A 23,313-nucleotide genomic window follows, 5' to 3' on the forward strand; every position below is an offset into this window, starting at 1 on the left:
CGTTCGCCTGGCAGATGGCGTGATGCACCCTAGATAGAGCCCCGCCATGAGCGACATACAGGCCCAGTTATCCGTTCTGAAGCAGACCGCCGATCCCGCAGTCGTCGAGGCCATAGCGCGGCTGATCGCCGATGGTCATGATCGCGACCTCAACCGCATCAATGCGCTGGATTTTGCCGATCGTACCGGGCTCGATCAGGAGAAGGTCATTTCCGGATTCCTGCACGCCTCGCGGCTCGGCCTGTTCGACATGAGCTGGAACGTGCTGTGCCCCGGCTGCGGAGGAGTTTTGGGTGCGCATGCAACGCTGAAATCACTGAAGCACGACGACTACAACTGTGCGCTCTGTGCCGCCGGCTACGAAGCGTCCGTCGATGAGATGGTCGAGGTGGCTTTTACCGTCAGTCCCCGGGTCCGCCGCATCGGTGCTCACGATCCCGACACGTTGCCGATCTGGGAATATGTCCGGCAGATGTTTTGGAGTTCCGGAGTCGACATCAACGATGAATCTTTTTCGCGCCTGATCAACGACGTAACGCTCGAAGCACTCGAATTGCCGGCTGGCGAAAAGGCGATCCTCTCGCTGAACTTGCCCAGCCAGTTCATCATCGTCTTCGAGCCGGTCACCCATTCTGCCCACTTCCTGGACGTTCAGGGTGACCCGACGAGCGAACGTCAGCAGCTTTCGATCATATTCAACAAACTGGAGGCGCCCACGGGGACCACTGTGATGCGCCCCGGGCCGTTGCGCCTCACACTCGAGAATCAATCGGACAACCGGGTGTTGCCCTCGGTCTGGATTGCCGCCGACGCGTTGCATGAGATGATCGGCAAGCGCAAGCCGATCCTGACCGCCAAGCGGATGCTGTCCAATCAGACGTTCCGCGACGTCTTCAAGGCGGACAATCTCAATGTCGACCAGCGCTTGAAGATCACGTCGCTGACCTTCCTGTTCACCGACCTGAAGGGGTCGACGGCGCTGTACGAGCGGGTCGGCGATCTCAGTGCCTTTGACCTCGTGCGAGCGCACTTTCGTGCGCTGCTGGAGATCATTGCCGCCGAGAAGGGGGCAGTCGTGAAGACGATCGGCGATGCCGTCATGGCAACCTTCATCCGACCCGAGCACGCGATCACGGCGGGTCTGCGCATGCGTGCAGCCATGGATGAATTGAACAAACAACGCGGCGCCAACGATCTCGTTCTCAAGATCGGCATCCATGAGGGGCCGTGCCTTGCAGTGATGTTGAATGAGCGACAGGACTATTTCGGCCAGACCGTCAACATCGCCGCGCGCGTGCAGAGCCTGTCGACCGCGCAGGAGATCCACATCACCGGGCCGGTGCTGGATGCGCCGGCGGTTGCGGAAATCCTGGAGCAGCGCGCGATCAGGCCGATCCAGAAGCAGGCCGCGCTGCGCGGCATTGCCGACAAGATGGTGGTGTACGAGATACCGTGATGATGGCTGTTGTGAATGCCGCGATCTCGATCATGACGGGCGCGGCATCACGTCACCCCAACACGTCACCCCAACGTCGTCCTGGCTTTCGCCAGGACGACATCAGAGGAATCGGCTAGCCTCGCGTGCTGAAATGACAGCATTCAGATTGCAGAAACGTAATGCACGCGCGGAACTGACACACGTTGCGCCGATCGAGTTTCCCGCTCATATAATACTTGCAGAAGCCGCTTCCCGCGGCTTCGTCGATTTCGGTAGGACTCATGCTGGACGGCTTGCGCCAATTCATCGCTGAGATTGTTGCCCCTCATGCCCAGGACCGCGCCTTCGGCGACGGCGATTACCGGCTGGCGGCAACCGCGCTGCTGATCCACGTGATCTCGCTGGACGGTCAGCCGAGCGAGACCGAGCGGCGCAAGCTGCACGGCCTGATCGAAAGCCATTTCGGCCTGGATCGCGGCACCGCGGACCGCCTGATTGCGGACGCGACCCAGGTCGAAGGCGAGGCCGTCGACCTCTACCATTTCACCAGCGTCATCATGCGTTCGGTCGACGAAGAGGGACGCAAGCGCATCGTTCAGATGATGTGGGAGCTGGTCTACGCGGACGGCCAGGTGACCGAGTTCGAGGACAACGTCGTCTGGCGTGCATCCGACCTGCTCGGCATTTCTCAGCGCGACCGCATCGATCTGAAGCATGCCGTCGCCAACCGCCCCAGTGGTCAGGTCAAGCAGGGGGCCATCGGCGGCTGAGCCGGTTCGTCCCGCCGCTCGTCCGGGTGGTGATCATGACATGACGAAACTTTAATGTATCGGCGGTCGCCGCGGCCGACGAAAACCCATGGAAATCAGCGGGCTTTCCACTTTGCCCATCTTTCGCGCAACGCGCCATGCGGTGAGGCCGCTTGCATCGCGCACGCGGCCTATGCTCTCGTTTCGGCGTTGTCTTAGGATTTTCCTGCCTTCAAGAGCTTTCGATCGTGACCGACCGCGTGACGCTGATTACCGGTGCTTCGGCCGGCATAGGTACGGAGCTGGCGCGCGTGTTCGCCGCGAACGGACATCGCCTGGTGCTGACGGCACGCAGAGCCGATCGTCTGGAGGTGCTCGCGAACGAGCTCGCGGCCAAGGGTGGCAAGAAGCCGATCATTGTCGCCTGCGATCTGGAAGCGGCCGATGCAGGCGAGAAGATCGCGGCCGCCCTCGCGGTCGAAGATGTCGAAGTTGATCACCTCGTCAACAATGCCGGCTTCGGCGTGTTCGGCGATGCGATCGAGCGCGATCGCGCCGAACAGCTCGGCATCATCGACGTGAACATCCGTGCGCTGACGGATCTTTCGCTGCGCTTCGCCGACCAGCTCGTCAGAAACAAGGGCGGAATTCTCAATGTCGGCTCGGTCGCGGGCTTCCTGCCCGGCCCGGGCATGGCCGTGTACTACGCGTCCAAGGCCTATGTGATCTCCTTCACCGAAGCCTTGCGCTGCGAGCTCGGCAAGCGCGGCGTTCGTGTCACCGTGCTTTGCCCGGGTCCGGTGCCGACGGAGTTTCAGGCCCGCGCCGGCTTCGCTCCCGGCTTCGATTCCGCGATCCTCAACGTCTCCGCCGCCGATGTCGCGCTCGCCGCCTATCGCGGCCTGATGGCGAATAAGCGGGCGGTCCTGCCCGGTCTGGGCATCAAGATCGTGCCGTTCCTGCTGCGATTGTTCCCGCGCGGCTTCATCCTGGCCGCGGTCGGCCGGTTTCAGAGGCGCAAGCGCTAAGTCCGAACACGCGGTCCGTATTGGCCCGGAGCTTGCTTCATGAACCGCGTGTGCGCGAACTCACACGAAATTAACGATCGCTTAGTTATGCTGGCGGTCTGAATCGCTAGCACCCGCAGAGGCAATGTCGTTCCGGACGGACAGGCTTGGTGGCGCAGAGGTGGTGTCCTTCCGCAACAGAAGGGCGTCCGGCGCGGCCGCCTCCGATCGCGAGAGCCGGTTGCCAGTTCTGATCGTCCTGCACCAGGAGTCCTCGACCCCCGGCCGAGTCGGTAACGCGTTGCGCGCGCTTGGTCATCGCCTCGACATCCGCCGGCCTCGCTTTGGCGATCCCCTGCCCGCAACGCTCGACGCCCACGCCGGCGCGGTATTTTTCGGCGGGCCGATGAGCGCCAATGATTCCGACGACTACATTCGCCGCGAGATCGACTGGATCGAAATTCCATTGCGCGAACAGCGGCCGTTCCTCGGCATCTGCCTCGGCGCACAGATGCTCGCGATGCAGCTCGGCGCCCCCGTCGCGCCGCATCCAGACGCGCTGACGCAGATCGGTTACTATCCGATCCGCCCGACCGCAGCGGGACAGGCGCTCTGTCCGGACTGGCCGGCGCAGGTCTATCACTGGCATCGCGAGGGTTTTGAGCTGCCCGTTGGCGGCGAGCTGCTCGCCGAGGGTGACGATTTTCCGGTGCAGGCGTTCCGCACCGGCAATGCCTTCGGCGTCCAGTTTCATCCCGACGTGACCTACGCGATGATGCATTGCTGGACGACGCGCGGCTATGACGGTCTGAGCGCGCCGGGTGCGCGGCAGCGGCATCATCATTTCGCTGATCGCGCAGTCTACGACGTCGCGGAGCGCGCCTGGCTCGATCATTTCATCTCGGGCTGGCTGGCGCGCCGGCCGCTGCTTGCGCAAGCCGCCGAGTGATCGCGGCCAGCACCTTCGTCCTTAGCTCATCGCTGGATATGCTAGGCTCGCTCCCAATGAGCGCGTGCAAATGCGTGCCGATAAACAAAGGGAGAGCGCCTTGGCCTATGAACACATTCTCTATGAGGTGAGCGACAAGGTCGCGACCATCACGCTCAATCGCCCCGATCGCATGAATGCATGGACGCCGATCATGGAGCGCGACGTGCGTCACGCGATGGAATCGGCGGCCGGCGATGACAATGTTCGCGTCATCGTGCTGACCGGCGCAGGCCGGGCCTTCTGCGCCGGCGCCGATATGGACGCGCTGAAAGGGCTCGACCCCGATGACGTCAGGCGCGCATCGAACCTGCCGCCGTTCGACATGAACCGCCGCCCGGATTGGCAGACGCGCTATGGCTTCTATCCCTCGATCGGAAAGCCCATCATCGCCATGCTCAACGGCGCGACCGCCGGCATCGGACTCGTGCACGCGCTCTATTGCGACTTACGCTTTGCCGCCGACAACACCGTGTTCACCACCGCCTTCGCACGGCGCGGACTCATCGCCGAACATGGAATCTCCTGGATGCTGCCGCGCATCGTCGGTCATGCCAATGCGATGGATCTCTTGCTGTCGGCCCGGCGCGTTGGAAGCGACGAGGCGCTGCGGATCGGGCTGGTCAACCGGCTCTGCCCGCCCGAGAAGCTGCGCGAGGAGACCTATGCCTACGCCCGCGATCTTGCCGACTTCGTCTCGCCAAGCGCGATGGCCGTGATCAAGCGGCAGCTCTATGAGGTTCCATTCCAGACACTGGCCGAAGCCACCATCGAGGCCAACCGGGAGATGCTGATCGCGCTGAACGGCAGCGATTTCCGCGAGGGCGTGGCAAGCTTCATGGAGAAGCGGCCGCCGAGGTTCACGGGGAGGTAGGGGCTGAATTCGAATTACTGAGTCCGGCTTTGCCCTTTGGGCTACGCCGGACACCACGCTCCGCCCTTCGGGCCCTGGCGTGGCTGTGCCACGCGTAGCCCGAAGGGCGGAGCGTGGTGGAGCCAGGCGGGATCGAACCGCCGACCTCATCATTGCGAACGATGCGCTCTCCCAGCTGAGCTATGGCCCCATCGCTGGCCGCTCTGGTGAACGCGGCCGACAACCGGGCGCCATTTAAGTCCCCGCCAAGGTCAAGTCAAGGACGCGCGATTTAGCCCCTGCGGGCGCCGGGACTTCCCTTGTTTGGGTCGGGGGGAACCGGTATTTAGCAAAAGGCGTCAATCCCCACCGGAACCAGAGTTTTCACAGCCATGCGTGCCGTTCTCGACATCGTCATCATCGTGCTCGACCTCTACGTCTGGCTGCTGATCGCCGCCGCGATCCTGTCCTGGCTGATCGCCTTCAACGTCGTGAACACCCGCAATCAATTCGTCTCAGCCGTGGCGGAGTTCCTTTACCGCATTACCGAACCGGTGCTGGCGCCGATTCGCAACTTCATGCCCAACCTCGGCGGCATCGACATCTCGCCGATCATCTTGATTCTGATCATCATGTTCATAGAACGGGTGATCACGTACTACATCTACCCCAACGTACTCTAACGCGGCGCAGGCGGAGCCTTGGTAGCGGGCGAGCCCTGGCGCACCTCCGCCTCGGGCATCAGCATCGCCTTGCGGGTGACGCCGCGCGGCGGCCGCGACGATATCGACGGGATCGAGCAGCTCTCCGACGGCCGCAGCGTGCTCAAGGTGCGCGTGCGTGCCGTCGCCGATGGCGGCGAGGCCAATCGGGCGGTATTGGCGCTGCTGGCGAAATCGCTTCGCGTGCCCAAGGCCAGCGTGAAGCTGCTGTCCGGGCCGACGTCGCGCTTGAAGCAGATCGGGGTCGATGGCGATCCGGTGCAGCTTGGCGATACGCTGCGCCAGCTCGCCTCGGCTAAATCCAGGCAATCAGGGAACTGACATGACCGCCAAGATCATCGATGGAAAAGTCATTGCCGCGGAGCTTCGCGGCCGCGTCGCCGACGAGGTTGCCCGCGTCAAGCGCGAGCACAATCTGGTGCCGGGACTTGCGGTGGTCCTGGTCGGCAATGACCCCGCCAGCGAAGTCTATGTCCGCTCCAAGCACACCCAGACGCAAGCCGCCGGTATGGCCTCGTTCGAGCACAAGCTGCCGGCCGATGTCTCGCAGGCCGATCTGCTGGCGCTCGTCGCCAAACTCAATCGCGACCCCGCCGTGCACGGCATTCTGGTGCAGCTACCGCTGCCGAAGGGCCTCAACACCGAGGCCGTCATCAATGCCATCGACCCCGCCAAGGACGTCGATGGACTGCATCCGAACAATGCCGGCCGGCTTGCCGGCGGCTTCGAGGCGCTGTCGCCCTGCACGCCGCTCGGCTGCATCATCCTGACCAAGAGCGTGCACGCTTCGCTCGAGGGCCTGAACGCCATCGTCATCGGCCGTTCCAACCTGGTCGGCCGTCCGCTGGTGCAGTTGCTGCTGAATCAGAACGCCACGGTGACGATCGCGCATTCGCGCTCGCGCGACCTGCCCGGGCTCGTGAAACGCGCAGATCTCGTCTATGCCGCGGTGGGCCGCCCCGAAATGGTGCGCGGGGACTGGCTGAAGCCGGGTGCGACCGTGATCGACGTCGGCATCAACCGCCTCCCGAAGGATGACGGCAAGACCCGCCTCGTCGGTGATGTTGCCTATCAGGAAGCGCTCGCGGTTGCCGGCGCGATCACACCGGTGCCGGGCGGCGTCGGCCAGATGACGGTCGCCTGCCTTCTGGTGAACACGTTGCGCGCGGCCTGTGCGATCGCAGGCCTGCCGAAGCCGGCGGTTTGAAGCTGTCATTCCGGGGCGGTGCGAAGCACCGAACCCGGAATCCAAAAGTTACTGCACGAGATCCCGGGTTCGCACTTCGTGCGCCCCGGAATGACGGCTGGGCGTCACTTCTTCTTTTTTGCCCGATCCATGCCTTCGAGGATCAGCTTGTGGGCCTCATCCGGGCCACCCCAGCGCAGGATCTTCACCCACTTGCCCTTCTCGAGGTCCTTGTAGTGCTCGAAGAAGTGCTGGATCTGTTGCAGCGTGATGTCCGGTAGGTCGCTGTACGACTTCACCTTGTCGTAGCGTTGCGTCAGTTTTGACGACGGCACCGCCAGAATCTTCTCGTCGCCGCCGGCCTCGTCTTCCATGAACAGCACGCCGACCGGGCGCACGCTCATGACGGCGCCGGGGATGATGGCGCGGGTGTTGACGATCAGGACGTCGCAGGGGTCGCCGTCGTCGGACAGCGTGTGCGGGATGAAGCCATAGTTACCGGGGTAACGCATCGGCGTGTACAGGAAGCGGTCGACGACCAGCGTTCCGGCCTCCTTGTCCATCTCGTATTTGATCGGTTCACCGCCCACGGGCACTTCGATGATGACGTTGACTTCGTGTGGGGTGTTGGTCCCGATCGAGACCGCATCGATACGCATTCAAGGCTCCGTTATTGCCGAGGTGAAATCGCGCCCGGCAGCGATTTGGCACTGTCATACGCGGGCTTGGCCCGCCTATCCATCGAACTTTTGTGAAATTATGAATCCAGCGACTACCGGCTCAAAAGGCAGCGGTATCGACGGAGGGAAGCGCTGCCGGCTGGCGTTTCAGCAGCTCAATTGGTCCACGCGAAGGCAATCTTGTCGAGCGATTTCGGCCCGAAACGCTCCGAGGAACGCGCCACCATGCGGCCGCCCAGTGCCCGGTAGAACTCGGTTGCCGGATCATTATCCGAGAGCGCCCATACCACCATGCTCTTCAGCCCGCTCTGCATCAGGTCGCGGCGGGCGGCGGCGAACAGCCGCCGGCCGAAGCCGAGGCCCTGGAATTCCGGACGCAGATAGAGCTCGTAGATCTCGCCGTCGAAATGCAGGCTGCGGGCGCGGTTGCGCCCGTAATTGGCATAGCCCGCGATCCTGTCGCCGAACACCAGCACGCTGACGCGGCTACCTTTGCGAATCGCGCTGTCCCACCATTGCGGACCACGGCGGTTGATCAGCTTCTCCAGCTCGGCGCCGGGGATGATGCCCTGATAGGCCGAGCGCCAAGCCTCGTCGTGCGTGCACGCCACCGCAGTAGCGTCTGCAGCTTTGGCCGGCCGAACCTCGATCAGGGTTGTGCTCATGGATGCGATCAAATCAACTCGCCGCGCCGGCGGCAAGACCCATCGTTAATTATCGGTTAACCTGTGGACTTTCTGCATCAGTATTTTGCCCTTCTGCATCAGTATTTTGTCCTTGGTGTACCGAAAGAGAACAAAGCAACGCGTCGAACGGCAACGGCTTGTCATGCGTCGGTGCAAAACCACCTTGCAGCAGCGAGTGGACGGCTCAGGCAACGCAGAAAGTCCGCCCAGAATGATTCGTTCCTACTAGTCTGGCCACCGCCATCCCTCTCGCTTCCAGCGATTCCATGCGATTCTCTTTCGCGCTTGCCCTTTTGCCCGTGCTGGCTGCGCTCATTGCGCCGCCTTTGCGCGCGCAGGTCGTATTTGGCCCCGTGGGGGAGGAAGGCGAGCCGTTTCGCCGGCAGCAATGGCGCGTGCCGTCGCCGGACAGCGAGATTGCGGCGCATGCGCTGCTGTTTCGTCCGCATGGAGCCGGTCCCTATCGACTGGCCGTCATCGCCCATGCCTCGACGCAGAACGTGCTGCGTCGTGCGCAAATGCCGCAGCCGGAATACCGCGCGCTCGTCGCGTTCCTAACTGCGCGCGGCTTTGCCGTGCTGGTGCCGGAACGGCTCGGTCACGGCGCAACCGGCGGTCGCTATGTCGAGGATCAGGGCGGCTGTGATGAGGCGGATTATGCGCGCGCCGGCCGCGCCACCGCGGACGAGATATCGCTTGGGCTGGAATTCTTGCGAAAGCAGGATTTCGTCCGCAAGGATGGTGCGGTCGTGCTCGGCCATTCCGCCGGCGGCTGGGGCGCGCTCGCGCTCGCCAATGCCGATCCGAAGACCATTTCCGCGATCATCGTATTTGCGCCGGGACGCGGCGGTCATGCCAATGACGCCCCGGACAAGGTTTGCGCACCAAATACGCTGAAGCTTGCGGCGAGTGAATTCGGCAAGGTCGCCCGAGCGTCGGTCACCTGGTTCGTGGCGGCCAATGATACGTATTTCTCTCCGGTCTTCGCCAGGCAATTGGCAGATGCGTTTAGCCGCGGCGGTGGCAAAGTGGATTTTCAGGCGGTGCCCCCGGTCGGCAGTGAAGGCCACTGGATGATCGAGACGGAGGCGGGCGTCAAAGCTGCAGGCAAGGCACTTGAGCGCGCGCTGAACCTGCCAAGGCCAGTGGCGACCAAGAAGCCATGACACTGTATTTCCTGATCAAATATCTGCATGTGCTCGGCGCCATCGTCATCCTCGGCACCGGCGCCGGCATCGCCTTCTTCATGCTGATGGCGCATCGCACGCACGACGCGGAATTCATCGCGCGCACCGCCTCGGTGGTGGTGATCGCGGACGCCATCTTCACGTTTTCGGCGGTGATCATGCAGCCGGTCAGTGGCGGCCTCCTGATGGTGCTGTCGGCCACGTCGGTCGCGGAGCGCTGGCTGCTTGCCGCGATTGCGCTCTATGTCGTGGCAGGCCTGTTCTGGGTCCCCGTCGTGATCATGCAGATCGAGATGCGCGATCTCGCGCGCAAGGCATGCGAACAGCACGCCGCGCTTCCACAGCGCTACTTCGTGCTGTTCCGCCGCTGGTTCGCCTTCGGCTTTCCCGGCTTCGGTGCGACCATGCTGATCCTCTGGCTGATGGTCGCAAAGCCGTTTTGAGGGACACGATGAGTAAGGCCAACATTCTCCTGCTCGGCGCTTCCGGCCTGATCGGCCGCTTCGTCACCGACAATCTCCGCGCGCGCGGCTTTCGCGTGGTCGGTCTCGCACGAAGCCTGTCGCCGGCGCGGAAGATGAGCCCGCTGGACATCGAGCTGCCGATCCTCGCCCTCGAGGCGGCCGCGCTGACGCGTCTCTTGAAGGAGCATGCGGTCGATGTCGTCGTGAACTGCCTCGGTGTGCTCCAGGACGGACCCGGCGGCGACACACATGCCGTGCACCGCGATTTCGTCGCGCGCCTGCTGCAGGCGATCGGCGACAGTGACCGTGCGATCCGCCTCGTGCACATCTCGATTCCCGGCACGGCAGAGGCCGATCGCACCGCGTTCGCGACAACCAAGCGCGAGGCCGAGCGGCTGATTTCTGCCTCTAGCGTTGCCCATGCGATCCTGCGGCCCGGCTTTGTGGTTGCACCATCGGCTTATGGCGGCAGCGCGCTGCTGCGCGCACTCGCCGCCTTTCCCATTGACCTGCCCGACACGGAGATGGCGACGCCGTTCCAGCCTGTTGCGGTCGAGGATATCGCCGCCACCATCGCCTGGCTTGCCGCGCGCGACATCGGCGATGCATCGGTGAAAGCCGTGAGCTGGGACCTGATGCAACCCGAGCCGGTCACGATGGCCGGCGTCATCAAGCGTTTTCGTCTTGCGTTCGGCACGGCGGGCTGGCCGCATGTCGCGATGCCCTCGGTCCTGCTCGATCTCGGCGCCAGGCTCGGCGATCTCACGAGCCGGCTCGGTTGGACGCCGCCGATGCGGACGACCGCCATCGCCGAGCTGCGCCGCGGCGTCACCGGCGATTCATCGCCGTGGATCGCCGCGACCGGCATTGCGCCGAAGACCCTGACTGACGTGATCGGGCGGCATCCCGCCACCATCCAGGACAAATGGTTCGCGCGGCTGTTCCTGGCCAAGGCGCTGATCATCGCGAGCCTGGTCGCGTTCTGGATCGTTTCCGGCTTCATTGCGCTGTTTGTGTCCTATCGCGCTGCCGCCGGAATTTTGATCGCGCACAATTTTCCGCCGGCGCTGGTCGATCCGATCACGATCGGGACGAGCCTGATGGATATGAGTATCGGTCTGTTGATCGCCTTCCGGCGCACGTCGGCCCTTGGCCTCGTCGCCGGCCTCGTCGCCTCGCTCGGCTATATGGTGGGTGCAGCGATCCTCACGCCCGATCTCTGGATCGAACCGCTCGGCGCACTCGTGAAGACGGGCCCGGCCATCGTGCTGATGCTGGTCGCGCTCATGATGCTGGACAATCGATAGCGTTTTCGAGCGAAGTGACGACCGGTTCGCGTGAAGGAAACGCGTCAAGAAAGAGACTCTGATGCCCAAATGGCCCGACGACGACGTGATCCTGTTCGACGGCGTCTGCGTCTTCTGCTCGCGCTGGGTGCGCTTCGTCGCGCAGCGCGATACGGCGAAGCGTTTCCGCTTCACGCCTATCCAGTCGGACTACGGAACCAGGCTCGCGAAGACGTTCGGGATTGATCCCGAGGATCCCGACACCAATGCGGTCGTCCACGACGGCGAGGCGTTCTTAAAGTCGGACGCCGCGCTGACCGTGCTGTCGCATTTGCCGGGATGGGGCTGGGTGCGCGCACTATTCGCCGTGCCGAAGCCGCTGCGGGACCCCGTGTACAGCCTCATCGCGCGCAACCGCTATCGCATCTTCGGCAAGTACGATGCCTGCTTCGTGCCGGACGCGGACTTGCGGGCGCGGGTGATCGAGTAGCCGGTCATTGCGAGCGCAGCGAAGCAATCCAGACTGTCACCGCGGAAAGATTCTGGATTGCTTCGCTGCGCTCGCAATGACGGAGTCTGCTAATACGCCTTCACTATCGCCGCCAGCACTTCCCTCGCCGCGCGCTCCCCGCTGTCTCGTGCGCCATGCGCTGTCGAGAAGAAATTCGGCGATGTCGCCTCTCCCGCGAAGAACAGCCGGTCATCGACCGGCGCCGCCAGGACGGCGCGATCTCCCGCATGACCCGGCAGCGCGTGCGAATAGGAGCCGCGGGCGAAGGGATCGAGCGCCCAGCGAGACTCGCAGAGCGGTCTCAGCTTGCGCCTGATGTCGTTGCCGAGAAAGCCCGCGATCTCGTCGATGCTTTGCGTGGCGAACGCGCCGACACCGGCATCTTCCAGATCGCGCGCAAACCGGCCGCCGAAAAAGCCGTCGATGCAGGGCTGGCCGAACGGGCGTATGTGGTAGGTGCCCATTGCGGTGCGCATGGTCGCGCCGCGCAAGTTTCCCTCGATTGGGAAGGCTTCTGCATCCTCCAGCGCCAGCGTCACCTTGTCGTCGATGCCGAGCGGCAAGCCGCGTGCGGCGTCGACCTTGGCTGGCAGCGCCGGAGAAAAGCGGATCGCCTCCTCGGCAATCAGATTGGTCGGTACGGTGACGATGACTCTCCCGGCATCAAGCGTGCCGAGCGAGGTTTCGAGGCGGATGCGCTCGCCGGAATGGTCGATCAGCATGACGTTGCAGTTCAGCGCGACCGGGCAGGGCGCGCCATAGGCCGCGATCAGCGTCCCATATCCGGCGCGCACGCGCCAATTGAAATAGGTGTCCTCGTAGGCTTCCATGTCGAGGATCGAGACCTGATCGAGCTCGCACCCGTTCACATAGGTCGAGACCGCATCGATCATCGGATTCCAGCGATTGCCTGGCTCGAGATAACCGGCGGCAGGCGCATCCTCGCCCTTCTCAGCAACCTCGCAGATTCGTTCGTAGAACTCGTCAATCGCGCGCACAAAGTCCTTGCGCTCAGCCTCCGGAAACGCATCGCCGAAGGCGCGATCGCCCCAGGGCGGCAGGTCCGTGTTGATCTCGAAATCGAGTTGCCGGGCGATTGGGACGAAGGAATTCTTGTCCGCCGAATGCAGCCAGCCACAGCCGACGTCAAACGTCACCTCCGGCGATGCCTGCACGGTCCATGCGCGTCCGCCGATGCGGCCGCGCGCTTCGAGCACGATCAGCGACAGGCCGGAATCCTTCAGCGCCTGCGCTGCGCCGAGCCCGGCGGCGCCGGCGCCAATGATCGCGACGTCGACTGAGGAGGGGAGGGAACTCATGCGCTGGCTCTAGCACGTTCGCCGTGCGCGCTGAAGCCACCACAATGTGAGGCGTCATCACCCGCCTTGTGCGCAATTGCGCACTGGGGCGGGTGATCCAGTATTCCAGAGACGGTTGCGAGATGCGGAGAAGCCGCGGCGTACTGGATGCCCCGCTTTCGCGGGGCATGACGGCGAGTTACGCCACAGCTTCCTTCGCCTTCTCCGCGCGCTTGCGCTCGTTCGGATCGAGGTGCTTCTTGCGCAGGCGGATCGACTTCGGCGTGACCTCGACGAGCTCGTCGTCCTCGATATAGGCGAGCGCCTTTTCCAACGTCATCTTGATCGGCGGAGTCAGGCGCACCGCTTCGTCCTTGGACGTGGTGCGGATGTTGGTGAGCTGCTTGCCCTTGAGCACGTTGATCTCGAGATCGTTGTCGCGGGTGTGCTCGCCGACGATCATGCCGCGATAGACCTTCCAGCCCGGCTCGATCATCATCGGGCCGCGGTCTTCCAGCTTGAACATGGCATAGGCCACCGCCTCGCCCTGATCGTTGGAAATCAGCACACCGTTGCGACGGCCCTGGATCTCGCCCTTGTACGGCGCATAGCCATGGAACAGGCGGTTCATGATCGCGGTGCCGCGCGTGTCGGTGAGGAGTTCGCCCTGGTAGCCGATCAGGCCGCGGGTCGGAGCGTAGAACACCAGCCGCAGGCGGTTGCCGCCAGAGGGCTTCATCTCGATCAGCTCGGCCTTGCGCTCGCTCATCTTCTGCACGACGACGCCGGAATGCTCCTCGTCGACGTCGATCACGACTTCCTCGATCGGCTCCATGGTGGCGCCGGTGGCCTCGTCTTTCTGGTACACGACGCGCGGGCGCGACACCGAGAGCTCAAAGCCCTCGCGGCGCATGGTCTCGATCAGGATCGCGAGCTGCAATTCGCCGCGGCCCGACACTTCCATCGCGTCCTTATCGGCAGCTTCGACGACGCGCAACGCGACGTTGCCCTCGGCTTCGCGGAGCAGACGGTCGCGGATCATGCGGCTCGTCACCTTGTCGCCTTCGGTGCCGGCGAGCGGGGAATTGTTGACGATGAAAGACATCGACACGGTCGGCGGATCGATCGGCTGCGCCGGCAGCGGCACCTCGACGGTCGGATCGCAGAAGGTGTCGGCGACGGTGCCCTTGGTGAGGCCCGCGATGGCGACGATGTCGCCGGCTTCGGCCTCATCGAGCGGCGTGCGCTCGAGGCCGCGGAAAGCCAGGATCTTGGTGATGCGGCCCTGCTCGACCAGCTTGCCGTCGGCGTTCAGCACCTTGACCTGCTGGTTCGGCTTGAGCACGCCGGACGAGATGCGGCCGGTGATGATGCGGCCGAGATAGGGGTTGGCCTCCAGGATCGTGCCGATCATGCGGAACGGGCCCTCCTCGACCTTGGGCGGGGCGACATGGCGCAGGATCAGGTCGAACAGCGGCTCCATGCCCTTGTCCTTCGGACCCTCGGGGCTCTCGGCCATCCAGCCCTGCTTGGCCGACCCGTAGAGGATCGGGAAGTCGAGCTGCTCCTCGCTGGCATCGAGCGCCGCGAATAGGTCGAACACCTCGTTGATGACTTCGGTCGGGCGTGCGTCGGGGCGATCGACCTTGTTGATGACGACGATCGGCTTCAGCCCGACCTTGAGCGCCTTCGAGACCACGAATTTGGTCTGCGGCAGCGGGCCTTCAGCGGCGTCTACCAGCACCAGCGCGCCGTCCACCATGTTGAGGATACGCTCGACCTCGCCGCCGAAATCGGCGTGGCCAGGGGTGTCGACAATGTTGACGCGGGTATCCTTCCACTGCACCGAGGCCGCCTTGGCCAGAATGGTGATGCCACGCTCGCGCTCCAGATCGTTGGAATCCATGGCGCGCTCGGTCACTTTCTGGTTCTCGCGGAACGTGCCGGATTGCTGGAGGAGGCGGTCGACCAGGGTCGTCTTGCCGTGGTCGACGTGGGCGATAATGGCGACGTTGCGAAGGTTCATGAGTGAGCTTCTTTGCGGTCGAACAATGGGTTAAGCGCGATCTCGCCGGTCGAACCGGGACCTCTTTTCGAAACAACGCTGCAAGACAAGGAAACGGGCGCTTTCCGCCTAAAAAGGAAGCCCGGCCAGATCGACCGGGCACCCTACGCGTTTGCAGCGCAATATAGGCAAAAAACGTCAAAAAACAATGCGTTCTTTCGCGGTTGGTTGACTGAATTTTGTCCGGACATTCCCGGGCTTAGGGGGTGGTCGGGGGCTTTACCCGGCGTTCCGGCTTCAGGCCGGGCCGCGATCCGCCGCCTCGGCGGGATAGACGCCGCGACAGCACTTGGGTTGGCGCCTTGGGTTGGCGCCGGTTAGCGATGCGACGTCAGGCGGACGTTGGATCGAGCGTGGTCGACCACAGCGCAACGTCGGCGCGGTCGCGCAAGGTCACCGTCATCTGGCCCGAGCCGCCGTCGATCCTGACGTGACCGAAGAACTGCATGCCGGCGGATGGCGGCAGATTCTGATTGTCCTTTCCCGGCGCTTTGATGAAGCGCACATCCGGCCCGAACGTGTTGTCGAGCTGGTTCGGACCGAAGGTGCCGGCGTGCAACGGACCCGACACGAATTCCCAGAACGGCTCGAAATCCTGGAATTGCGCCTTGTTCGGATCGTAGTAGTGCGCGGCGGCATAGTGCACGTCCGCCGTCAGCCACACCGTGTTCCTGATCGGCGCCATCTTGATGAAGCGCAAGAGGTCGGCGATCTCGAGCTCGCGGCCGCGTGGCGGCCCGTCGCCTTGCGCGAAGGCTTCGGAGCCGCCCTTCGGCGTGTCTGATACGATCAGGCTGAGCGGCATGTCGGAAGCGATCACCTTCCAGGTTGCGCGCGAGTTCAAAAGACCGCGCTTGAGCCAGGCGATCTGGTCCGGGCCGAGGAAGTAGCTGGCCGGACCATAGCTCGTTTCGAGATTGGCTCCGTTCGCGCCGCGATAGCTGCGCTCGTCCAGCACGAACACGTCGAGATGCGGGCCGTAAGCGATCTGGCGATAGACCCGGCACGGCTCAACGATGCTCTCGCGCATCGGATACATCTCGTGGAAGGCCCGTGCGGCGCGGGCTGCAAGCAGCGAGATGTTGCGCTCCTTGTAGGCGGCCGGCAGCTCCTTCGACATCGACCAGTTGTTGGTCACCTCGTGATCGTCCCACTGCACGAAGATCGGCACCTCGGCATTGAAGGCGCGGACGTTGTCGTCGGTGAAATTGTATTTGTGCGCGGCGCGGTACTCGTCCAGTGTCTCCGCGACCTTGGCCTTCTCGGGGATCGCGACGTTCTTCCAGGTCTTGCCGTCGGCAAGCTTCACCTCGGAGACGATCGGGCCGTCGGCGTAGATGGTGTCGCCCGAATGCAGGAAGAAATCCGGACGGTGCTTGCGCATGGTCGAGAAGGTGAACATGCCGCCGTCATCGGGATTGATGCCCCAGCCCTGGCCGGCCACGTCGCCGCCCCAGACAAAGCTGACGTCGCGGCGGTCGGCGGGCGCAGTGCGGAAGCGACCGACGACCGGCTCGCCTTCGATCGCGGTGTGGGAGAGATCACGGAAGCGGACGCGATAGAAGATGTCCTGGCCCGCGGGAAGGTTTTCCAGAAGCATCTTTGCGGTGAAGTCACTTTCGGGCAGCGCCGCGATCGGCGGCAGCGCGCGGGAGTCCTTGAAGGATTCCGTCGTCGCCACCTCGACCAGCATCTGCGACGGGCGATCGGCGCGCGCCCAGACCACGCCGCCATCGACGGTGACGTCGCCGGACTGCACGCCATGAGTGATCGCCGGCCGGTCGGCCGCGCGCGACAGACGAGGCATCGCGATCGCGCCAAGTGCACCGGCGCTGGTGGACAGAAAACGGCGGCGGGAGAATTTGATTGTCATGGGATGGTCTCGAGATGGCTCGGGACGGCCGCAGAGGCGGCGCATCGACAGGAATTGCTATATTGGGACAATGTGACGCAGCAATAACGCGCGCAGCGTTCATGCGTTGCCGGCGGCCCGGAATTGCGCGCCGGCGCGCTGCAGGCTTTGCGGCAGGCTGAGCAGCAGCGCCTTGCGATCGGCGACGGCCGTATGGAATTGCTCGAGGGCGATGTTGAATGCCGTGAGCGCGCTTTCCTCGATCGCGCCATGGTCGAAACAACGCAGCGTATCGCGCAGGATGTCGTCGGCTTCGACCTGCATCTGGTCGAGCTCTTCGGTGGTCTCGCTCTTCCGCGCGGCGACAATCATGTCGAGCAGCCGCTCGCGCAGATGGCTGTTGCTGTCGCGCTCGTCCTTCTTCAGATAGCCGGCGAACCAGGCGCCGAGCGAGCCCATGGCGGAGAGTGCCATCAGGCTCCACCAGATGTAATCGCTGTACTTGTCGAGGAAGGTCTTTTCCTCGCCATCGACGAAAGCGGCGGCGCCTGGATGCACGGGAATCACGGCATCCTTGTCGGTGTCGGGCGTCTCGATCTTCGCGGCGAGCGGGAATTCCGCCACAAGCTGCTGGCGCACCGCGAAGAGCTGCCGGGTGAAGGCCGCGACGGTGGTCTCCGACAGGCCTTTGCGTGCCACGACGTGATGGGAAAAGCTGATCGTCTTGACCTCTTCGTCGGGACGGTCAGGCGAGCCGCCATAAGTCCCGGCAGGAATTTCAGCGGATTCATAGGCCGGGTGGTTCTGCGCGATCGCGTCGGCGGAATCGATGGCAAGGAAGGTCGGCGTGCCCCCCTCCTTGGTCGACGCCGCAATCGCGTCCGCCGTGACCTTGCTGTTGACCGGTCCGGCCGCGAGATAGACATCCGCCTTCTGGGCCCGGATCGCCTCGGCCGCCTCATTGGCGGGGAACTGCACGATCTCGACCTTGGCGGGATCGACGCTGTATTGCTGGAGGATCACCTTGAGCAAGTTGACGTTGGCCTGCGTGCGGCCGACGACGCCGACGCGATGGCCGGCAAGCTGCGCGATCTTGGTGATCTTGGCGCCCTTCTTCTTGCCCTTGCCCGCTACGGCCCACAGCACCACCACGTTCTTGCGCAGGGTCGCGACGGCTTGTGCGTTCTTCGGCACGTTGAGATCGCCGCGTACGATGGCGAGATCCACCTTGCCTGCGGCGAGCGCGTCGGCGCTCGCAGTCGCGCCTTCGGTCTGGATCGGGCGCAGCCGCACATAGCCCTTGCTCTGCGCGAACGCCTGCGTCAGCGTTTGTACGACCTTTAAATCATCGCTGTTGGCGGGACCGACCGCGATCCTCAGCATCACCGGCCGCATCGCGAAATAGTAGCCGCCCGCAAGTGCGCCAACGATCGCAAGCACCAGAGCCAAGGACACGAGCATCGTCTTCCGCGCCGCGGATCGCGGCGAAGATGGCGTGGGCGCTTCGGCAAGCTCGTGACCCCCGGTCATCGATCTCCCAAACAGGCGTTTCAGGCTCAGTTTCATCTTGGCCGGCAATTCAAGGCGGATAATTGTAGCAAATTTCCCGTCCGGCGCTGGTTACATCTCCGTCATGGTTAGCGGACGGACGAAGTCCCTATGAACCCGGGCGTCACCACGGTGTTAGGATAAAGTTCCCCTGAAGGACGGAGGCGATCATGACAGAGCGGCTGTCGGCAGATGTGCGCAAGCAGGCGTTGAGCGGGATACCCGGCTGGGCCGAGGTCGGGGGCCGCGAGGCGATCCAGAAGACGTTTGTCTTCAAGGATTTCAGCGAGGCCTTCGGCTTTATGACGCGCGCGGCGCTCGTCGCCGAGAAGATGGATCATCATCCTGAATGGCGCAACGTCTACAAGACGGTCGAGGTCGTGCTGTCGACCCACGACGCCGGCGGCGTCACGGCGCGCGACATTGATCTCGCCAAGGCGATGAACGCGATCGCCAAGCTTACACCTACCTGACGTCTTGCAGGGGGCGGTGGCATCCCCATCTTGTGATCAGCACCGGATGCGGCGATCCGCCGCGCCGGGCTGAACGGGGAGTTTGACCATGTCCGCCGAACAGAGTGTCGGCTTCGAGCCGGCCGATCGGCTCGCGGAAGATCGTGAAGGCGTGCGCCGCCGGTTCTGGCGCAAGCTGAAGCGTGTCGTCGCGCAGTTGCCGTTCGCGGAGGATCTGCTCGCCGCCTATTACTGCGCCTTCGACAGGCAGACGCCGCGCCACGTGCAGGCGTCGCTGCTCGGCGCGCTCGCCTATTTCATCCTGCCGTTCGACTTCGTCCCGGACGTGATGCCGATGCTCGGCTTCACCGATGACGCCGCCGTGCTCGCCACTGCGATCCGCCTGGTCGCCAGCCACATCACAAATGAGCATCGCGAAGCCGCCCACACCGCGCTGAAGCGCGGTGTGGCTGACGCAGAGGTGGAAGCCGAAGCTACGTCGTAGCGCGGCGCCACACGTTCCGCCGTCATTCCCCGCGAAAGCGGGGCATCCAGTACGCTGCAGCTTCTCCGTATACTCGCACTGTCTCTGGAATACTGGATCGCCCGCTCCAGTGCGCAATTGCGCACAAGGCGGGCGATGACAGTGAGTGTGTGGATGGCGCTCACCACGAGCGTCGTCATTGCGAGCCAACGGGTCCGCGCAAAGCGCGGCCCGATGACAGGCTCCGCGAAGCAATCCAGAGAATTTTTCGCGGCGGCAGCCTGGATTGCTTCGTCGCTTTCGCTCCTCGCAATGACGCCTTTTACTTCTTCTCCGGCCGCGCCTGCGCGCGGGCATTCTCTGCGTCCCAAGCCTGGAATTGCTTGAACAGCGTTTCCCTGTCGGCGTCGGACACTTTCGCTGCCGCGGGATTCTGCCTCAGGAACGCCTCGAAGCGCTGCCGCGTCACCGGCTCGATGCCGTGCCGGTCGAGCCATTGCTGCGCCACCGGCAACCTGTTCCAGCCGGCGAGCGGGGCTGCGAGCGAGACCTCCTTCCACTTGGGATGGAAGGGCGGGTTCTGCAGCGCCGGGAATTTGGTGAAGAACGCGTCCACGAACAGCGCCAGCTTGCGATAGCGCTCGGTGTTCGGCGCCCAGTTATAGGCCGCGAGCACCGCGGGCACCGCGATCGTGTCCACGGTTTCGCCGTCCTTGATCAGGTTCGGGTAGTCCTTGGACGTCAGCGTCGCCGGCAGATAGTCGCTCTGCAGCGGCTTTGAATAGTCCACGCTTGCGAGATGGAAGCGGCCGTCATTGCTGAAGGTCGAGACCGATTTGTACGGCTTGCCGCCGACCACGATGACGGCGTCGATCTGGCCGGCCTTCAGCTTCTCCATCGCGATCCGCTGCTCGACATAGACGAAATTCGCCTTGATTCCGAGCCGCTCGAACACGGTGAGGGCGGTGACGAAGGTGCCGCCATTGGGCAGGTCGACGCTCACCGTCTTGCCTTCGAGATCCTTCAGCGTCGCGATCGATTTCGGCGCGATCACCTGCATCTCTTCGTTGTAGAGCTTGGTCACATAGGTGAACTGCTTCTTGATGTCCTTGGCGAAGCCCTTGCGCTCGAGATAGTCGAGCGTGTCGGCGCGTACGATGCCGAGGTCGACGCCTTGCAGGAACAGGATGTCGGCAACGCTCTGCACCGAGCCACGGCCGACGATCGGCAGCACGCGGATCTTGTTGCCGTCGTCGAGCACCGAGGCGAGGTCGGCGCCGAACTGCACATAGGTGCCGCCGATCGTGCCGGTGATCAGCGTGACGGTGTTGGCGTTCAGCGCCTGCTTGGTCGAGGTCGACCCGAACTGGAAGATGGCCTTCAGGCTGTCCGAGACCTTGGCCGGATCATATTCGGTCTGCTCGGCGCGCGCCGCGAAGGCACAGACGGTCATGATGGCGGCTAGCGCCATTCTCGAAAAATAACGCATGATATCCTCTAAAGAGCTCTAGTTCTGAAGCTGGGTGAGGCGCTGCCGCGCCTCCGCCGATCCGAGGCCTGCGGCCTTCTCGTACCAGTCGCGCGCGGCCGTCGCGTCGCCGGCGATGGTCCGCGTATCGTTGGTGCCAAGCACGGCCGGGTCGTAGGTCTGCGCCAGCAGAAACGCCGCGGTCGCATCCTGAGCATTCGCCGCCCGTTCGAGCAGCAGGCGCGCGGAGACGATATCGCCGACCGTCAACAGGCTCTTCGCACGCGTCATCAGCCCGGCCAGCGTGTCGGCATCGAGTGTCTTGGCGGGGAGCGTCTTGGCAGGGAGTGTCTTGGCGGGCTGAGGAGGAGGCGCGGGCTGCGCCGCGACGGGCGCGGGCGCCTGGGACTGCAGCGCGTTCTGATAGGCGGTCGCGATCGCTTCGCGGCTCGGCGTTGACGGAGCGGGGAGATCCTGCGCGTCAGCGCTCGCCAGCTTGATGTCGCTCACGCGGGCCGGATCCTTGACGGCGGTCTGCTTTGCCGCCGGCAGATTGGCCGGAGTCTGGTCCGGCGCTGCAGCCACCGAGCCACCGGCATAGGCGGCAAGGAGGCCGCGAAGGTCGGACTGGAACACCGCGCCCAAAACTATCATGGCGGACGCCACCAGAACGGCGGCGAGGATGTGCGGGACGATCCTGCCTTTGGGTTGCAGCGCCAGCGGCGCGAATTCCCCCGGATCCGGTGCGCTGAGCGGATCGGACAGGAAAAGCGGAACCGGATCGTCCGGCGAAAGATCGGCTCGTGCGGCCCGCGCACGGATATAGGGCGCGGTCGGATATGATTGATCGGAGTCGAATTCGCTCGACTCGTTGGACTGACGGTACACCGTCGTCTCCATGGTGATGCTCCCCATTACTACGCAACGCAGGGGCATTCCCGGCTTCAGTCTTCTTGTTTTTGTCCAGAAGTGCCCCACAAACTGGAACCGGTAAATCGCCGTCTGAATCAGACCAAAAAACGACGACGGTTTGCGCGAATCGGGAGATATTTGGGTTTGATTTAGGCGGCGCGACGGAATGCACCGCAATTTTGACGGAATGGTTGACGGCGCTTAACCATGTGGTGGGCGGTTCCGCAGGAACCCTGGGTGTCCCCGCTGGCCACCACGCCATCCGCTGTCATGCCGTGGCTTGCCGCCTTCGCCGAACTTTCGGCGGCCGAGCACCCTTGCACATGTAGCGAGTGTATGTTGGCGGGCGACGTCGCCTGCATCCCTCAGGGATGCAGGATCACCTTGCCCATCGCCTGACGGCCGGCGAGCACCTTCAGCGCATCTGCGGTCTGCGCCAGCGGGAAGGTGCGGTCGACATGCGATGAAATCTTTCCTTCCGCCGTCCACTTCACGAGCTTCTCGAGATTGGCGCGGTTCTTCGCCGGGTTGAGCCGCGTCCAGGCGCCCCAGAACACGCCGCGGATGTCGCAGCCCTTCAAGAGCGCGAGGTTGAGCGGCATTTTCGGAATGTCGCCGGCGGCAAAGCCGATCACGAGGAAGCGGCCCTCCCACGCGATCGATCGCAACGCCTGCTCGGCATAGCTGCCACCCACGGGATCGAAGATGATGTCGACGCCCTTGCCGTCGGTGAGCTTGCGCAGGCCTTCCTTCAAATCTTCCTTGCCGTAGTTCAGCGTCAGCTCCGCGCCATGCGCCTTGGCAAAGGCGAGTTTCTCATCCGATGAGGCGCATGCGATCACCTTCAGGCCCATCAGCTTGCCGAGCTCGCATGCCGCAAGGCCGGTGCCGCCGGCCGCGCCAAGCACCGCGAGCGTTTCGCCCGGCTTCGGGCTCGCGCGGTCTTCCAGTGCATGCAGCGCCGTGCCGTAGATGATGATGATGCCCGCCGCGCGGTCGTAGTCGAGATTATCGGGGATCTTCACGATCGATGCGGCCGGCAGCGCGATCTTCTCGCGCGCGCCGTTGTGGCCACAGGACGCAACGACACGGTCGCCGACCTTCAGATCGGTGACGCCGGGACCGACGCTCTCGATCACGCCGGCGACTTCGGCGGCCGGCGAGAACGGGAAGGGGGGCTTGATCTGATACTTGCCCTGGATCATCAGGATGTCGAAGAAGTTCAGCGCCGCGGCCTTGATCGCGATCACCGCTTCGCCGGGACCTGCCACCGGATCCGGCACATCGGCCAAAACGAGATCGTCGGGTTGGCAATATTGCGTGCAGAGAATGGCTTTCATGGCGGCACCTCAGGCGTTTCGGGACGGAATTATAGTTTGCCCGTTTCTGCCGGATTTAGGCTCGGGCGACAATCCAGTTTCTGCACGCGAGGCTTTCGCCTAATTCCGTGGCGCGAACACTGGATTGCTTCGCTTCG

23 protein-coding genes and 1 tRNA gene are annotated in these 23,313 nt (G+C 63.8%); 14 read left to right on the forward strand and 10 right to left on the reverse strand.

What is annotated here, in order from left to right; translation table 11 throughout:
• Positions 1–46 precede the first annotated feature (46 nt).
• From MTX21_RS26405 to MTX21_RS26425, 5 genes are all read left to right on the forward strand, one after another.
• Positions 47–1,456, forward strand: coding sequence for an adenylate/guanylate cyclase domain-containing protein (locus tag MTX21_RS26405; protein ID WP_280967590.1), 1,410 nt, complete (start codon positions 47–49; stop codon positions 1,454–1,456).
• A 263-nt stretch (positions 1,457–1,719) separates the two neighbouring features.
• Complete coding sequence (locus MTX21_RS26410; RefSeq protein ID WP_280967591.1) at positions 1,720–2,208, forward strand: TerB family tellurite resistance protein; 489 nt, start codon at positions 1,720–1,722, stop codon at positions 2,206–2,208.
• A gap of 227 nt (positions 2,209–2,435) precedes the next feature.
• Positions 2,436–3,215 carry an SDR family oxidoreductase gene (locus MTX21_RS26415; RefSeq protein ID WP_280967592.1) on the forward strand — a complete coding sequence of 260 codons (780 nt, stop codon included), beginning with the start codon at positions 2,436–2,438 and terminating at the stop codon, positions 3,213–3,215.
• Between the two features lie 124 nt (positions 3,216–3,339).
• Positions 3,340–4,143, forward strand: coding sequence for a glutamine amidotransferase (locus MTX21_RS26420; RefSeq protein ID WP_280967593.1), 804 nt, complete (start codon positions 3,340–3,342; stop codon positions 4,141–4,143).
• Between the two features lie 100 nt (positions 4,144–4,243).
• Positions 4,244–5,056, forward strand: coding sequence for an enoyl-CoA hydratase (locus MTX21_RS26425; protein WP_280967594.1), 813 nt, complete (start codon positions 4,244–4,246; stop codon positions 5,054–5,056).
• A gap of 114 nt (positions 5,057–5,170) precedes the next feature.
• Here the strand turns inward: MTX21_RS26425 and MTX21_RS26430 are convergent.
• A tRNA-Ala gene (locus MTX21_RS26430) sits at positions 5,171–5,246 on the reverse strand.
• A gap of 181 nt (positions 5,247–5,427) precedes the next feature.
• On the opposite strand from MTX21_RS26430, the gene MTX21_RS26435 reads away from it, so the two are divergent.
• The 3 genes from MTX21_RS26435 to folD are packed head-to-tail and all read left to right on the forward strand — an operon-like array spanning position 5,428 to position 6,964.
• Positions 5,428–5,718: a YggT family protein gene (locus MTX21_RS26435; RefSeq protein ID WP_280967595.1), complete on the forward strand. Its 291-nt coding sequence runs from the start codon at positions 5,428–5,430 to the stop codon at positions 5,716–5,718.
• 18 nt (positions 5,719–5,736) lie between these two features.
• On the forward strand, positions 5,737–6,078 hold the full coding sequence (locus tag MTX21_RS26440) for a DUF167 domain-containing protein (protein ID WP_280967596.1): 342 nt from the start codon (positions 5,737–5,739) through the stop codon (positions 6,076–6,078).
• Position 6,079: 1 nt separating this feature from the next.
• Entirely contained in the window at positions 6,080–6,964 is an 885-nt protein-coding gene (folD, locus tag MTX21_RS26445) for a bifunctional methylenetetrahydrofolate dehydrogenase/methenyltetrahydrofolate cyclohydrolase FolD (RefSeq protein ID WP_280967597.1), read from the forward strand.
• A gap of 104 nt (positions 6,965–7,068) precedes the next feature.
• Here folD and ppa read toward each other — a convergent pair whose 3' ends face one another.
• Both ppa and MTX21_RS26455 read right to left on the reverse strand, forming a co-directional pair.
• Positions 7,069–7,602, reverse strand: coding sequence for an inorganic diphosphatase (ppa, locus tag MTX21_RS26450; protein WP_280967598.1), 534 nt, complete (start codon positions 7,600–7,602; stop codon positions 7,069–7,071).
• Between the two features lie 176 nt (positions 7,603–7,778).
• Positions 7,779–8,288: a GNAT family N-acetyltransferase gene (locus tag MTX21_RS26455; RefSeq protein ID WP_280967599.1), complete on the reverse strand. Its 510-nt coding sequence runs from the start codon at positions 8,286–8,288 to the stop codon at positions 7,779–7,781.
• A 287-nt stretch (positions 8,289–8,575) separates the two neighbouring features.
• Here MTX21_RS26455 and MTX21_RS26460 point away from each other — a divergent pair, with 287 nt between their 5' ends.
• From MTX21_RS26460 to MTX21_RS26475, 4 genes are all read left to right on the forward strand, one after another.
• Positions 8,576–9,475 carry an alpha/beta fold hydrolase gene (locus MTX21_RS26460; RefSeq protein WP_280967600.1) on the forward strand — a complete coding sequence of 300 codons (900 nt, stop codon included), beginning with the start codon at positions 8,576–8,578 and terminating at the stop codon, positions 9,473–9,475.
• On the forward strand, positions 9,472–9,939 hold the full coding sequence (locus MTX21_RS26465) for a DUF2269 domain-containing protein (RefSeq protein ID WP_280967601.1): 468 nt from the start codon (positions 9,472–9,474) through the stop codon (positions 9,937–9,939). The genes MTX21_RS26460 and MTX21_RS26465 overlap by 4 nt, the downstream gene beginning before the upstream one ends.
• Positions 9,940–9,947: 8 nt before the next feature.
• The gene (locus tag MTX21_RS26470) at positions 9,948–11,267 is read left to right on the forward strand and encodes an SDR family oxidoreductase (protein ID WP_280967602.1); all 1,320 of its coding nucleotides are present in this window, start codon (positions 9,948–9,950) and stop codon (positions 11,265–11,267) included.
• A gap of 61 nt (positions 11,268–11,328) precedes the next feature.
• A complete protein-coding gene (locus tag MTX21_RS26475; RefSeq protein ID WP_280967603.1) occupies positions 11,329–11,736 on the forward strand; it encodes a thiol-disulfide oxidoreductase DCC family protein in 408 nt (135 codons plus the stop codon).
• 89 nt (positions 11,737–11,825) lie between these two features.
• Here the strand turns inward: MTX21_RS26475 and MTX21_RS26480 are convergent, their stop codons facing one another.
• The 4 genes from MTX21_RS26480 to MTX21_RS26495 form a co-directional block, all read right to left on the reverse strand.
• A complete protein-coding gene (locus MTX21_RS26480) occupies positions 11,826–13,076 on the reverse strand; it encodes an NAD(P)/FAD-dependent oxidoreductase (RefSeq protein WP_280967604.1) in 1,251 nt (416 codons plus the stop codon).
• A 178-nt stretch (positions 13,077–13,254) separates the two neighbouring features.
• On the reverse strand, positions 13,255–15,081 hold the full coding sequence (gene typA / locus MTX21_RS26485; protein WP_280967605.1) for a translational GTPase TypA: 1,827 nt from the start codon (positions 15,079–15,081) through the stop codon (positions 13,255–13,257).
• A gap of 370 nt (positions 15,082–15,451) precedes the next feature.
• A complete protein-coding gene (locus MTX21_RS26490; protein WP_280967606.1) occupies positions 15,452–16,993 on the reverse strand; it encodes an alkaline phosphatase D family protein in 1,542 nt (513 codons plus the stop codon).
• 99 nt (positions 16,994–17,092) lie between these two features.
• Positions 17,093–18,538 carry a TAXI family TRAP transporter solute-binding subunit gene (locus MTX21_RS26495; protein ID WP_280967607.1) on the reverse strand — a complete coding sequence of 482 codons (1,446 nt, stop codon included), beginning with the start codon at positions 18,536–18,538 and terminating at the stop codon, positions 17,093–17,095.
• 152 nt (positions 18,539–18,690) lie between these two features.
• Between MTX21_RS26495 and MTX21_RS26500 the strand changes: the two genes are divergently transcribed.
• On the forward strand, positions 18,691–18,993 hold the full coding sequence (locus MTX21_RS26500) for a 4a-hydroxytetrahydrobiopterin dehydratase (RefSeq protein WP_280967608.1): 303 nt from the start codon (positions 18,691–18,693) through the stop codon (positions 18,991–18,993).
• Positions 18,994–19,081: 88 nt separating this feature from the next.
• A complete protein-coding gene (locus tag MTX21_RS26505; RefSeq protein WP_280967609.1) occupies positions 19,082–19,477 on the forward strand; it encodes a YkvA family protein in 396 nt (131 codons plus the stop codon).
• 301 nt (positions 19,478–19,778) lie between these two features.
• Here MTX21_RS26505 and MTX21_RS26510 read toward each other — a convergent pair whose 3' ends face one another.
• From MTX21_RS26510 to MTX21_RS26520, 3 genes are all read right to left on the reverse strand, one after another.
• Positions 19,779–20,945, reverse strand: a complete 1,167-nt coding sequence (locus tag MTX21_RS26510) for a TAXI family TRAP transporter solute-binding subunit (RefSeq protein ID WP_280967610.1) — start codon at positions 20,943–20,945, stop codon at positions 19,779–19,781.
• An 18-nt stretch (positions 20,946–20,963) separates the two neighbouring features.
• Positions 20,964–21,824 (reverse strand): hypothetical protein, encoded by an 861-nt coding sequence (locus MTX21_RS26515; RefSeq protein ID WP_280967611.1) that lies wholly within the window; start codon positions 21,822–21,824, stop codon positions 20,964–20,966.
• 377 nt (positions 21,825–22,201) lie between these two features.
• Entirely contained in the window at positions 22,202–23,176 is a 975-nt protein-coding gene (locus MTX21_RS26520; protein ID WP_280967612.1) for an NADPH:quinone oxidoreductase family protein, read from the reverse strand.
• Between the last annotated feature and the right edge of the window lie 137 nt (positions 23,177–23,313).

It is taken from the genome of Bradyrhizobium sp. ISRA430 (assembly GCF_029909975.1).
Taxonomy (GTDB): Bacteria; Pseudomonadota; Alphaproteobacteria; order Rhizobiales; family Xanthobacteraceae; genus Bradyrhizobium.

Bases quoted from the DNA above. Each gene is read 5' to 3' on its own strand.
- MTX21_RS26405 (WP_280967590.1), top strand. From the start codon at position 47: ATGAGCGACATACAGGCCCAGTTATCCGTTCTGAAGCAGACCGCCGAT.
- MTX21_RS26410 (WP_280967591.1), top strand. From the start codon at position 1,720: ATGCTGGACGGCTTGCGCCAATTCATCGCTGAGATTGTTGCCCCTCAT.
- MTX21_RS26420 (WP_280967593.1), top strand. From the start codon at position 3,340: ATGTCGTTCCGGACGGACAGGCTTGGTGGCGCAGAGGTGGTGTCCTTC.
- MTX21_RS26435 (WP_280967595.1), top strand. From the start codon at position 5,428: ATGCGTGCCGTTCTCGACATCGTCATCATCGTGCTCGACCTCTACGTC.
- folD (WP_280967597.1), top strand. From the start codon at position 6,080: ATGACCGCCAAGATCATCGATGGAAAAGTCATTGCCGCGGAGCTTCGC.
- ppa (WP_280967598.1), bottom strand. From the start codon at position 7,602: ATGCGTATCGATGCGGTCTCGATCGGGACCAACACCCCACACGAAGTC.
- MTX21_RS26455 (WP_280967599.1), bottom strand. From the start codon at position 8,288: ATGAGCACAACCCTGATCGAGGTTCGGCCGGCCAAAGCTGCAGACGCT.
- MTX21_RS26460 (WP_280967600.1), top strand. From the start codon at position 8,576: ATGCGATTCTCTTTCGCGCTTGCCCTTTTGCCCGTGCTGGCTGCGCTC.
- MTX21_RS26465 (WP_280967601.1), top strand. From the start codon at position 9,472: ATGACACTGTATTTCCTGATCAAATATCTGCATGTGCTCGGCGCCATC.
- MTX21_RS26470 (WP_280967602.1), top strand. From the start codon at position 9,948: ATGAGTAAGGCCAACATTCTCCTGCTCGGCGCTTCCGGCCTGATCGGC.
- MTX21_RS26475 (WP_280967603.1), top strand. From the start codon at position 11,329: ATGCCCAAATGGCCCGACGACGACGTGATCCTGTTCGACGGCGTCTGC.
- MTX21_RS26480 (WP_280967604.1), bottom strand. From the start codon at position 13,076: ATGAGTTCCCTCCCCTCCTCAGTCGACGTCGCGATCATTGGCGCCGGC.
- typA (WP_280967605.1), bottom strand. From the start codon at position 15,081: ATGAACCTTCGCAACGTCGCCATTATCGCCCACGTCGACCACGGCAAG.
- MTX21_RS26490 (WP_280967606.1), bottom strand. From the start codon at position 16,993: ATGACAATCAAATTCTCCCGCCGCCGTTTTCTGTCCACCAGCGCCGGT.
- MTX21_RS26495 (WP_280967607.1), bottom strand. From the start codon at position 18,538: ATGAAACTGAGCCTGAAACGCCTGTTTGGGAGATCGATGACCGGGGGT.
- MTX21_RS26500 (WP_280967608.1), top strand. From the start codon at position 18,691: ATGACAGAGCGGCTGTCGGCAGATGTGCGCAAGCAGGCGTTGAGCGGG.
- MTX21_RS26505 (WP_280967609.1), top strand. From the start codon at position 19,082: ATGTCCGCCGAACAGAGTGTCGGCTTCGAGCCGGCCGATCGGCTCGCG.
- MTX21_RS26510 (WP_280967610.1), bottom strand. From the start codon at position 20,945: ATGCGTTATTTTTCGAGAATGGCGCTAGCCGCCATCATGACCGTCTGT.
- MTX21_RS26515 (WP_280967611.1), bottom strand. From the start codon at position 21,824: ATGGAGACGACGGTGTACCGTCAGTCCAACGAGTCGAGCGAATTCGAC.
- MTX21_RS26520 (WP_280967612.1), bottom strand. From the start codon at position 23,176: ATGAAAGCCATTCTCTGCACGCAATATTGCCAACCCGACGATCTCGTT.